Source organism: Kribbella sp. CA-293567, assembly GCF_027627575.1.
Classification (GTDB): Bacteria; Actinomycetota; Actinomycetes; order Propionibacteriales; family Kribbellaceae; genus Kribbella.
Map to the genome: position 1 here is coordinate 7,542,830 of NZ_CP114065.1, position 11,593 is coordinate 7,554,422.

At 69.9% G+C, this 11,593-nt stretch carries 10 protein-coding genes; 5 read left to right on the forward strand and 5 right to left on the reverse strand.

The window, feature by feature from the left end; translation table 11 throughout:
* Window positions 1-28 precede the first annotated feature (28 nt).
* A complete protein-coding gene (locus OX958_RS34925; RefSeq protein WP_270134680.1) occupies window positions 29-2,332 on the forward strand; it encodes a glycoside hydrolase family 95 protein in 2,304 nt (767 codons plus the stop codon).
* 94 nt (window positions 2,333-2,426) lie between these two features.
* Here OX958_RS34925 and OX958_RS34930 read toward each other — a convergent pair whose 3' ends face one another.
* Complete coding sequence (locus OX958_RS34930) at window positions 2,427-3,359, reverse strand: helix-turn-helix domain-containing protein (protein WP_270134681.1); 933 nt, start codon at window positions 3,357-3,359, stop codon at window positions 2,427-2,429.
* Between the two features lie 197 nt (window positions 3,360-3,556).
* On the opposite strand from OX958_RS34930, the gene OX958_RS34935 reads away from it, so the two are divergent.
* Both OX958_RS34935 and OX958_RS34940 read left to right on the forward strand, forming a co-directional pair.
* Window positions 3,557-3,886, forward strand: coding sequence for a PadR family transcriptional regulator (locus tag OX958_RS34935; RefSeq protein WP_270134683.1), 330 nt, complete (start codon window positions 3,557-3,559; stop codon window positions 3,884-3,886).
* Complete coding sequence (locus OX958_RS34940) at window positions 3,883-5,157, forward strand: HAAS signaling domain-containing protein (protein ID WP_270134684.1); 1,275 nt, start codon at window positions 3,883-3,885, stop codon at window positions 5,155-5,157. Before OX958_RS34935 ends, OX958_RS34940 begins: the two co-directional genes overlap by 4 nt.
* A 27-nt stretch (window positions 5,158-5,184) precedes the next feature.
* On the opposite strand, the gene OX958_RS34945 is transcribed toward OX958_RS34940, so the two are convergent.
* Genes OX958_RS34945 through OX958_RS34955 form a run of 3 tightly spaced genes read right to left on the reverse strand, consistent with a single transcriptional unit; the run spans window position 5,185 to window position 7,402 of the window.
* Window positions 5,185-5,904: a GNAT family N-acetyltransferase gene (locus OX958_RS34945; protein WP_270134685.1), complete on the reverse strand. Its 720-nt coding sequence runs from the start codon at window positions 5,902-5,904 to the stop codon at window positions 5,185-5,187.
* Window positions 5,905-5,925: 21 nt separating this feature from the next.
* A complete protein-coding gene (locus OX958_RS34950; protein WP_270134687.1) occupies window positions 5,926-7,017 on the reverse strand; it encodes an adenylate/guanylate cyclase domain-containing protein in 1,092 nt (363 codons plus the stop codon).
* Entirely contained in the window at window positions 6,998-7,402 is a 405-nt protein-coding gene (locus OX958_RS34955) for a cyclic nucleotide-binding domain-containing protein (RefSeq protein ID WP_270134689.1), read from the reverse strand. Before OX958_RS34955 ends, OX958_RS34950 begins: the two co-directional genes overlap by 20 nt.
* Window positions 7,403-7,629: 227 nt before the next feature.
* On the opposite strand from OX958_RS34955, the gene OX958_RS34960 reads away from it, so the two are divergent.
* Window positions 7,630-8,883: a glycosyltransferase gene (locus tag OX958_RS34960; RefSeq protein WP_270134690.1), complete on the forward strand. Its 1,254-nt coding sequence runs from the start codon at window positions 7,630-7,632 to the stop codon at window positions 8,881-8,883.
* Between the two features lie 54 nt (window positions 8,884-8,937).
* Here OX958_RS34960 and OX958_RS34965 read toward each other — a convergent pair whose 3' ends face one another.
* Window positions 8,938-10,599: a threonine/serine ThrE exporter family protein gene (locus tag OX958_RS34965; protein WP_270134692.1), complete on the reverse strand. Its 1,662-nt coding sequence runs from the start codon at window positions 10,597-10,599 to the stop codon at window positions 8,938-8,940.
* Window positions 10,600-10,820: 221 nt separating this feature from the next.
* Between OX958_RS34965 and OX958_RS34970 the strand changes: the two genes are divergently transcribed.
* The gene (locus tag OX958_RS34970) at window positions 10,821-11,555 is read left to right on the forward strand and encodes a cupin domain-containing protein (protein WP_270134693.1); all 735 of its coding nucleotides are present in this window, start codon (window positions 10,821-10,823) and stop codon (window positions 11,553-11,555) included.
* Window positions 11,556-11,593 lie beyond the last annotated feature (38 nt).

Genomic DNA, 11,593 nt, shown 5'->3' on the forward strand with positions numbered 1-11,593 from the left:
CGTGAAGTAATGCCCTTAGGGTTGGGGCATGCTTGCTCACGAAGTAGTCCGGTCAGAGCCGTCCGCGATCCTCGATGCCGGGCGGCTCTGGTACCGCCGCCCCGCGGCGCGGTGGTTCGAGGCGCTGCCGATCGGCAACGGTCGCCTGGGCGGCATGGTCTACTCCGGCGACACGGTCGAGCGGATCGCGCTCTCCGAGTCGACCGCCTGGTCCGGGGCGCCCAGCGACACCGACGTCAGCCCGACCGCACTGCCGAACTTGCCCGCGATCCGCGAGCTCCTGCTGTCCGGCCGGTACGCCGAAGCGCAGGCGCTGGCCGAGCAGCATCTACCCGGCCGCCCGGTCTCCTTCGGAACCAACGTCAAGCTGCCGGAGCTGCTGATCGAGCTGGCCGTCGACGGCGAGACCACGGAGTACGAGCGGTCTCTCGACCTTGGCGACGCGATCGTCCGGACCCACTTCGAGCGCGCCGGCATCACCTTCGAACGCGAGGTGTTCGCCTCGCACGCCGATGACCTGCTCGTCGTTCGGCTGACGAGCAGCGCCCCGGCGAGCTACCAGATCTCCTTCAGCGATCCTTCCGCGACGGCCGATGGAGATACTCTCCAACTGAACTTCCACGCTCGGGAAAGCCTGCACAGCAACGGAAAGGTCGGCACTCTGGTAGACCTCCGGACCCGAGCTGCCACAGACGGGTCAATAGAAGCCCTTGGCAACTATTTGCTGATCGAAAACGCCACTGCCGTTACTCTATTAGTTGCTGTAAGCACCGATTGGCAAGGAGCCGATCCGGCCGAACGACCCTCGCGTCTGCTGCAGAACACGTCCAGCTACGACGCCCTCAAGCAGGCACACCTTGCCGACCACGCACCCCTGATCCGCCGCGTCGGTCTCGACATCGGCCGCAGCGGCGACGCAGTACGGGCGCTGCCGACGGACGAGCGGCGGGAGCTGCTCGCGAAGGGTGGCGAGGATCCGGAGCTGCTCGCGCTGTACTTCCAGTACGGGCGCTACCTGACCGTCGCCGGTTCGCGCGCTGACTCGCCGCTTCCCCTTGCCCTGCAGGGATTGTGGAACGACGGTCGCGCATCGGGCGGTCCGTGGACGAACGACTACCACCTCGACATCAACACCCAGCAGAACTACTGGGCTGCCGAGATCACCGGTCTCGGCGAATGCCAGGCACCCCTCTTCGACCTGATCGACCGGCTGCGTGTGAGCGGGCAGAAGACGGCGCGCGAGCTGTACGGCGTACCGGGGTGGGTGTCGCACACGGTCAGCAACGCCTGGGGGTACTCCGCGCCCGGCTGGGGTCTCGGCTGGGGCGTGCACGTGACGAGCGGCATCTGGATCTCGCTGCAACTATGGGAACACTTCGAGTACCAGCGGGATCTCGGCTTCCTGGAGGCGCGGGCCTATCCCGTACTGCGGGACGCGGCCGAGTTCTTCCTTGCCTACCTGACCGAAGACCCCTCCACCGGGCTACTGCTGAGCGGGCCGTCGGACTCTCCGGAGAACTGGTATCTCACGCCGGCCGGCGAGCAGGTCTCACTGTCGATGGGCGCCACCTGCGACACCGTGCTGATCGAGGCACTCTTCCGGATCTGCGTCGAGGCCTCGACCCTGCTCGGCACCGACGAGCTCTTCCGCACGCGACTCGAAGCAGCCCGGAAGAAGCTGCCGGCGTTCGAGATCGGCCGGCACGGGCAACTGCAGGAATGGCTTCACGACTTCGACGAAGCCGTCCCGAGCCATCGCCACACCTCCCACCTGATCGCTCTCTACCCCGAACGCCAGATCACCCCCCGTGAACACCCCGACCTCGCTCGCGCCTGCGAGGTCACCATCGACCGCCGCCAGGCAGCCGACGGCTGGGAACAGACCGAGTGGGTCGAAGCCAACCTGATGGCCTACTACGCCCGCCTGCTCGACGGAGACCTCGCCGTCTCCCATCTCCGGGCCCTGATCGCCGACGCGAGCGAAGCCAACCTGCTGTCCTACTCCGTCGCCGGCATCGCGGGCGTCACCGAGAACATCTACGCCACCGACGGCAACACCGGCGCGACAGGCGCGCTCGCCGAGTTGCTGGTGCAGTCGACCGAAGACGAGATCGAACTCCTCCCGGCCCTCCCCACCAGCTGGCCCGACGGCAAGGCCCACGGCCTGCGTGCCCGCGGCAACTTCTCCGTAGACATCGAATGGCGCTCAGGCCGCCTGGTCGTCGCCCGAATCTCCCCCCTCGGCGGCTCCCGGACGGTTCGGATCCGCTACGGCGAGGAGGTTCTCCAGCTACTGATCGAAGGCACCGTGGAGCTGAGGCCTGCCGACTGATCCCTCGCAATCAACTGAGCTGCTCGGCCAAGCCGACGAAGATGCCTTCGGGCCCTCCACCTGCGCCTCCCCTTCGAGCTCCATCCCGACGAAGTTATCCCGGCATTCCGTCCGCGACGAACTGCATCGGGTCGCCGAAGCCCAGGTCTCTGATCCCGGCGGTGTGGAACGCCCCGATCAGCAGCGACCTCCGGTGCGCGGCGAAGGTGAGCACGTGGGCGACCATTCCGCCGTAGGTGAAGACGCGCGGCGGCTCGCAGGTGGTGTCGACGAAACTGTCGTCGAAGCGGCCCTCGTCGTTCAGCCGGTTCACCAGCCCGACGAAGCGCGATCCGGCGTCCGCGTGCCGGCTGCGCAGTTCGGCGATCGGCGTAGTCACCTCCCGCCCGCACTCCGGCACCTGGAACGGGCTGTCCGCCACCGACGCCGACCACATCTCCTCCTGCCACACCAGCCGATCCAGCAGATACCGGATCGACACGTCGTCGTCGATCCCCTCGACGGACAACTCGATCGGCTTGTCGAAGGCCGCCGCATCGAGCCGCGCGCCCCGCTCGATCAGTTCGCCGGTGAGCCACACGTGGTGCTCGACCATCCTGACCAGTACGTCCATTCCTCTCGTCTCCTTCTGAGCAGGCAGGCGCAAGCCTGCCGGTGGCTGGAAGTGAACTCCGCTCGGCGCCGCCAGGAAGAACCGCCGCGAAGGCTCTCGCCGCCAGTCCCGCGGCGACATCCCGTACGCCCGGACGAACGCTCTGGTGAAGGCCTCGTGCGATCCGTACCCCGCTTCGATCGCCAGCTCGAGCACGCCGGTCGCCCCCGCCAGCAGCCGGTACGCCGCCCGCTCCAGCAGCAGCCGCCGCCGAAACGCGGACGGCGACTCACCACCGACAGCCGCGATCACCCGGTCGCAGTGCGAGCGGGACAGGTGCAGACGCCGGGCCAGGTCGCCGCCCGTCGTCCCTGTCTCATCCAGGCTTTCGGCAACCGCGGCGACGAAGCCGGCCCACACATCGGTGGAGTTCATGCCACCACTGTGCCGGTCGACGACGGGGCCGGACTTGATCGATCTCGCCCACTTCGCCCGGATCCAGGTCGGATGGTCCCTCCTCAAACAGCATTGCGGAGTACTCCGCGATGTGTAGTAGTGTGGTCGGCAGAGCACCGCGAGGCCGGTCTGAGGGGTCCGGTCTCGCGGTGCACCAACCGGAGGTGGTGGAGGCGATGGATCCGAGTCAGCTGCTCAAGGGCGTGCTCGATCTGGCGGTGCTGGCCGTGCTGCGCGACGCGGACGGCTACGGGTACGACGTACTGCGCCGGTTGCGTGCCGCAGGGCTGGAGGACGTCGCGGACGCCTCGGTGTACGGGACGTTGCGGCGGCTCTTCGCGGCCGGCGCGCTGACGTCGTACGTGATGCCCAGCGAGGAGGGCCCGCACCGCAAGTACTACGGGCTGAACAAGACCGGCCTGGATCTGCTCGCCCAGTCCACCAAGACGTGGAACCACTTCGCCGACACGATGTCGGTCCTGCTGCTCGAGGAGGAGGCGGCGTGAACAGCACTCTGACCGGACCGGTCGCGACCTACCTGACCCAGGTCAGGGCCGAGCTCAGCGATCTGCCGCCGGGTGAACTGGCCGAGGTGCTCGACGACGTCACCGGCCACCTGAGCGAGGTCTCGGCCGAGTTCGACCAGGAGCCGACGGCGGAGGCGCTCCAGAAGCGCCTCGGCACTCCCCGGCAGTACGCCGACGAGCTCCGCACCGCTGCCGGCTATCCGCCCCCGACGGCGTCACCGAAGCAGAAGACCGGCGCCGAAGCCGCGTTGCGCTGGGGCATCGTCGCCGCGCTGGTCGGCCCGTTCTTCCTGATCGTCGGCCTGGTCGGCGGCGCTTCGGAGACGCTGTTCTTCGGGGTGATCGGCCTGATCGCGTTGCTCGGCGCGGCCACTCTCGGGGTCCGGGCGTTGCACGGCAACGACCCACGGATCGTGCTGGAGACCAAGCGGGGCAAGCAGGCGGCCGAGTCGATCCACGGCAGCATCGAGCAGATCCCGCCGAACGTCCGGCACGAGCTCGTCACCATCGGCCAACCGGTCTGGTGGGCCGCGCGCGGCATCGTCGGCGGCGGCGCGATCTTCGCCCTGTTCGGCGCCTCCGCCGTCACCGTGGTCGGGGCGCTGGCCGGTGCGGTCGTGTCGGTCTGGATCGGCCGCCAGACCCAGCAGGACCGCAGGTGGCTCTGGTACGTCGTACCGCTGAACGTCGTTGCCGCCATCATCGTTCCGCTCTGGCTGGCCTACAGCTTCGTCGGCGGCTCGGCGGGCCCGTTCACCAACTACCGCAGCAATCCCGGTGCCAGCTCGAGCTACTACTCGAACGGCCTGGTCCTGAACGGCACCCCGGTCGACAACATCTACCCGTTCGACGAGCAGGGCCGGCAGGTGAAGGTCCGGCTCTACGACCAGGACGGCGAGCCGCTCAACCTGGAGCTGCGCGACTGCCAGGCGTTGTACGGCGAGAACAACCGCGAGGGGGTCAGCAACTTCTTCCCCCAGCCCACGATCTCGACCTCGCCGGAGGGCTACTCGGACGCGGAGAACTGCAAGGACACCGACAAGGCGCCGTTCCTGCCGCCACCGGCTCCCGCCACGCGGCCGTCCTACACTCCGTCGGCCGGCACCACGCCGACGCCGCCGGTTCCGTCCAACCCGGTTCCGTCCACCCCGGCCGCGAGCATCAAGCCCAGCACCCCTCCGCCGGCCACCCCGCCGACCCCGGGCGGGGTCACGCTGACCGTCCCACCGACGACGATCCCGACGCGCTGAGTTGAACCGAGCAGTCCCAGCACTGGGCTACAGGTGCGCCGCGGCAACCCCGCGGTACCTGTAGCCCAGTTTGCGATAGACCCCGATCGCGATCTCGTTGCGGCCGTCGACCATCAGCGCCGCCCGGCCGTGCCGCTTCACCAGCTCGGCCGTCACGAACGCACAGACCTGCCGGGACAGACCGCGCCCCCGAGCATCCGGCCTGGTCGCCACGCCGGCCAGGAACCCGACGTCGGGCGCGCTCCAGGCATCGGCCGCGATGCTCAGCAGTTCGCCCGCCTCGCCGGTCAGCGCTGCCCATCGCGATACCCCGGAATCCGACGGCCAGGCATAGGACTCCGGCGACGCGACGGTCAGCAACTCCTCCACGCCGGCAGAACCGTCCAGCCAAGCCGCGGTGGTCGTTTCGGATGGCGCCACCGAGGTCTCCATCCACCCGAAGGTGGCCCGCAGCGACAACCCCGGCACGCGATCGGCCAACTCGCGGATGACCGGCTCCTCGCCGAACGGCCGGTACGTCGGCCCCAGCTCGGCCAGAGCGTCCTCCACCAGCGGCGCCAGGTCGTCCATCGGCCCGCGAACTACCAGCCGATCGTGCTTCGACAGATCGGCGGCCGCCACCACGACCGCGTCGCCGGAGTACCAAGCCCTGCTCCGGCCACCGAGATCGCCCTGCCCGGCCCAGACCTGCAGCAGATCGCCCTCGGCTCTCGACGCCAGCTCCCCGGCGGTTGAAATCTCATCCACCAGGCCATTGTCTCTGACGCGTCAGCTGGGCGCCGAGGCACGTTGCAGCGCGTACGGCGTGAGGTGGTGGTAGCCGCGCACGGACACCCGCCGAAGCCGCCGCAGCCGGTACGCCGGGTGGCCGTCGAGCGCCGCAGCCAGTTCGCGATCGGCCAGGACGCGACCCGGCTTGGCCTCCGAGGTCAGCCGCGAGGCGAGGTTGACCACCTCGCCGTACACGTCGCCCAGCCGGATCAGGATGCTCCCGTAGGCCAGGCCGATCCGCAGCTCGGGCAGGTCGCCGGCCTGGGCCATCTTGTCCTGCAGGGCCAGTGCCAGCGCGGCGCCCTGTGCGGGTGTGTCGGTGACGAACAGCACCTCGTCGCCCATCGACTTGATCACCCGGCCGCCGTTCAGCGCGACGACGTCGGCGGCCAGTCCCTCGAAGCGTTCGATCAACTTGCCGAGCTCCACGACGGACAACCGCCGGGTCAGCCGGGTGTAGCTGACGATGTCGGCGAAACCCACCACCCGAATGCCCCGCGACAGTTCGTCGGAGCCTGCCACCGCGCGACCGGCCGCGGCCGCCAGATGCCGTCGCCAGACATAGCTCTGCAGGCGTTCCATTGCCGGAAGCAACAAAGTCGCCACCTCGATGGCGTCGTCGGCCGCCAGCTTGGAGTCGCTCAGCAGCTCCAGGAACATCGCCGACTGCCACGAAGCCAGCCGGGACTGGGTCTGGCCGAGCTTGCGGGCCAGCGACGACTCCACCGCGGGATCGATGAACCCGTCGTCCTCCAGTGCCGCGACGATCCGGAGCGCCTCGACATCGCCGTCGGTGAAGGCGATCTCGTCGTCCGGAACGGTCGCGAAACCGAGCGCGTGCCACATCAGCTCGGCCCGCTCGATCGAGATCCCGGCTCGCTCCGACACCTGGATCCGGGTGAACTTCCGCTCGCCGCCGAGCAACGCCTGCTCGAACTGCCGCTGCAGAACCACCAGATCCGGCTCGGCCGGCGGGGCTGCGCCGTCGGGCAGCAACGGCGAGGCAGCGAGGACCGGCTCCGCAGGCGGGGTGGGGTCAGCGGCCGGCTCGCGGGCGGGGCCGGCCGGGTCAGTCGGGCTGGGGGCCACGGCGTTCGACGATGGTGGCGTCGATGGCAGCGCGGAAGTTCGGCAGCCGGTCGGTCAGGTCGTCGAACTTCTCCCGGGTGAAGTGCAGCAGCTGCAGCCGCGACTTCGCCGTGACCGTTGCCGTCCGCAACCGGTTCTGCCGGACCGCGACCTCGCCGGCGATGTCACCCGGACCGAGCTCGGCGATCTCCTCGCCCTTCACCCGGACCGCCGCCGTACCACTGAGGATCAGGTACGCCGCGTCCGGCGGCGTCTGTTCCAGGATCAGCGACCAGCCGGCCGGTACCGACACCTCTTCGCCGGCCCGGAAGATGTCCTTGATCTCCCGGCCGGACAGCTCCGCGAACAGCGGCAGGTCCCGCGGGGACGTCCTACCCAGCGCCACGTCGATCCTCCGAGCCCGCCGGGATGGACCCGGCGATAGCAGGCCGATGTTTCCAGTCAGTAACTCTAACGCTTGATCTCGGCCGAGGTCACCGGCCGATCCGGCGGATCGGTGAACACTTGGTGTGACCACCTGGTGGCAGAGGGGCGACGTGGGCCTGCTCGGCCGTTTAGCATCGGTGATCCGTTCGCCCGCCCCCGTGGCGAACCAGGCTCTGGGGTGAGCACATGCGAGTAGTCATGGTCGGAATGGGCACTCGCGGCGACGCGCAACCGATGGCGGTCCTCGGCGCCGAACTGGCCGCGCGCGGACACCACGTCACCCTCGGGCTGTGCTCCGACCTGGTCTGGATCGGGCGGGCGCTCGGCCTGCACACGGTCGATCTGAAGGCGAACACCAGGGAGTTCATGGAGTCGTCACAGGGCCGGCAGTGGCTGGCCGCCGGGGACGTCCAGTCCTACGTCCGCTCGTTGCTGGACTACAAGCACCGGACCGCGGACCAACTGCAGGCCGACCTGATCGACCTGGCCTCGAACGCCGACCTGCTGGTCTCCGGGACCGCGACCGAGCTCGAGGCCGTCGTGATCGCGGAGGCGGCTCACCTTCCGTACGCGTCGGTCTACCACGCGCCGATCCGCAGCAACAGCGCGTTCCCGCACCTGCTGGTCTCGACCGAAATCTACTCACCGGAGCAGAACCTCGCCACCTACGCGAAGGTCGACAGCGCCAACTGGCCGGTCTTCGAGCCCTTCGCGCAGAAGATCCGTGCTCGGGTCGGGCTGCCGGCCACCGCGGAGCGGACCGGAGCACGGCTCGCCCGCACCAACTCGCTGGAGCTGCAGGCGTACAGCCGGCACGTCGTACCGGAACTGGCCGACTGGGACCCCCGCCGGCCACTGACCGGCTTCCTCACCCCGTCGGCCGAGCAACGCGAACTGCTGGACGGGCCGATCGACCCCGAACTCGAGGCCTGGCTCGACGCCGGTGATCCCCCGGTGTACTTCGGTTTCGGCAGCATGCCGGTGCTCGAGCCGGAGGCCGCGCTGACCATGATCGAGAAGGTCGCCGACATGCTCGGCGTCCGCGCGCTGGTCAACCTCAGCACCGGTCCGGGCGAGGGCGACGCGGTTCGGGTCGTCGGCAACCTGGACCACGAAGCCGTCCTGCCGCGCTGCCTGGCCGCGGTCCACCACGGCGGCGCCGGTACTTCGGCGACCTCGCTGCGCGCCGGCCTCCCGACGGTCGTCTGCGCGGTCTTCGCCGACCAGCCGTTCTGGGGCGCCCAGCTGCAGCGAATGGGCGTCGGCAGCAGCCTGCGCTTCACCGACCTGAGCGAACCCACCCTGTTCGCGGCCCTCGAACCGATGCTTGCCGACGGCCCCCGTCAGCGCGCGGCCGAGCTGGCCGCCCTGCTCCGCGACGAGAACGCCGCTGCCCAGGGCGCCGACGCTCTCGAACAGTCCCTCGCCACCCGGCCGTAGGTCACTCGCCCGGCCGGCCCTGCACCGTCAGCGGGCGAATCGTGAGGCCGCCGGCTACTTCCCGCCGCGGGTGCGACGGGACCGGTGCGAGCGGGAGCGTTCGGTACGCCGCCGCGTGGGCCGGCGGGGGCCGACCAGGCGCGGCCCGGCGAGACGGTCCTCGAGACGACGGGCCTCGCGGCGGATCGGCTGGGCGACGTACTCGCCGAGGATCACGCCGGAGGCCAGCGCGACCCCGATGGCCACGGCGGTGGCCAGCGAGACGATGCCGATCAGGTTGCCGAGGCTCATCAGCTCCAGCAAACCCTTGTAGATGGTGAGCCCCGGGAGCAGCGGGACGGTACCGGAGACCACCACCACCAAGGGCGGAACGCCCGAGCGGCGGCCGAGGGAGTAACCGGCCAGGCCGATCACGAAGGCCGCGGCCGCGGTCGACCACGCGGGGCCGAACTCCGCTCGCGACATCAGTGTGAAGACGAGAGACCCCAGAGCGCCGACCACGCCGATCGGCAGCAGGGACCGCAGCGGGGAGTAGGACGCGTAGGCGAACGCGACCGCCATCAGGGCGCCGGAGCCGATCATGACCGGGAGATTGGAGAGCTGGATCGTCTGCGCCTCGATCGCCACCGGCAGACCGAGTTTGATCCCGAGACTGATCCCCAGCGAGACGCCCGCGATGATGCCGCCGGTGAGCAGCATCGCCTCCAGGCTGCGGGCGGCCGCGGTCACGTAGTACCCGGTGATCGCGTCCTGGACGGCACCGGTGAGCGCGATCCCGGCCAGCAGCATGATGATGCCGGCGGCAACTACCAGTGACGGTTTCACCGGCGCGTGGACGGCGTACAGGATCAGGGCGACGGCGGTGGCGACGAACGCGCCGGCCACCTGCTGGTAGAAGGCCGGGAGCCGCTGGCGGTTGAACCAGCGATTGCTGAGCTCGATGAAACAGGCGGTGACGACCGCGACCAGGGTGATCAGCCAGCCGCCACCGAGCAGCAGCGTCGCGCCGCCGGCCATCACACCCCAGGCGATCACCGAGCTCCAGCGGGGGAACGGTGGCCCGGCGGAGACGATCCGGGCGAGTTCCCGGCTGGCCTCCTCGCGGGTCAGCTCGGCGCGGGCGAACCGGCGGACGAGCTGGTCGACGGCGGTGAGGCGGGAGAAGTCCTGCCCGCGGTACCGGACGACGCGCATGTGCGTCTCGGGGGCGACGTCGGGCGCGGCCTGGTACGAGATGGCGATCGAGGTGAAGGTGATGTCGACCTCGCAGCCGCGCAGGCCGGCCGACGCGGTCACGCTCAGGATGGTCGCCGTCGCGTCCGCCGTCCCGGCGCCGCTGGCGAGCACGACCTCCCCGATCCGCAGCGCCAGGTCGAGGGTGCGATAAAGCTCACGCTGCTCGTCCCGGGCGCGCTCGTCGGCGGCCTGCAGTTCGGCGGAGAGCTCGTCGACCGACTGTTCACCGGTCGTCGGCTCCGAGTCGGCCCGCCGGTCGGCCCGCCGCCGCTCGGCCTTGCGCCGGTCCGCGCGCCGGCGCTCGCCACGGCGGAGATCCTCGGACCGCTTGTTCTCCTGCTGATCGGCCGACTGCGCCGCGTTTCGCTCGCGATCCGCTCGCCGCGACTCGCCCTGGCGGAGGTCCTCCGACAGCGTGGCATCCAGCGACGGCGCCCCTGCCTCCACGCCGTCGACCGCCCGCTCACCGCCCTTGGCCACCGTGCTCCTCTCGTCTGGTGAAACGACGCTAACTCCCATCGCCTCGCCGTACCCCATCCGCTGCTCCGCAGACAGTCCGCGACCCGGTGTCCGGAATCGGCCTGCAATCGCTTTCCGCCGACTCCCGCCACAGGTTGACTCGCCGTGACCGCCCACTTAAGGTTGCGATCACAGCCTTGGAAAGCCCTTTCCAAGACGACGCGGGCGAAGGGGGATCGAGCATGTGCGAGGACGGAACGGCCGCGGCGCTGCCCGGCGGTATCGGCATCTCGCGCTTGACGGTGTACGACCTCGAGGCACCCGACGGACTGGTCGGCGGCACCCCGCACGTACACCTCGCCTGTTCCGAGGGGTACTACGTGATCGCCGGTTCCGGTGCGGTCCAGACCCTCAACCCCAAGGGCTTCACCGAGACCCCGCTGCGGGCCGGCACGGTGGTCTGGTTCGACCCCGGCACGATCCACCGGCTGATCAACGGCGGCGAGCTGGAGATCCTCACCCTGATGTCGAACTCCGGTCTGCCCGAGGCCGGCGACGCCGTCCTCACTCTTCCGCCCGAGCACCTGACCGACCGCGAGACCTACCTGCGGGCGACCACCCTCACCGGCGAGGGAGAAGCCCGGACCCCGTCCGCGATGGCGCGCCGCGATCTCGCGCTCGAGGGGTTCGCCGTACTGCGGGACGCGTTCGCCGCCGATGGGCCGTCCGCTCTCGACGCGTTCTACGCCTCCGCGGTGCGGATCGTCCAGCCGCAACTGGCCGACTGGCGACGTCGCTGGGAGGAAGGCGCGCGGCGCCTGGCCGACGAGACCGGTGCCGCCCTGGAGGCGCTGGAGGCCGGCCAGGCACCGCACCTGCTGAACGCCGAGCTGCACGAGCTGCCGGCGCCGACCGAGTTCGGTCGCCACGGCATGTGCGGCCGGCTCGACGTCTACGACGTGAACGAGCGCCGATGAGAAGCGCCGGGCAGGACAAACACTTCTTTCAGTTCCCT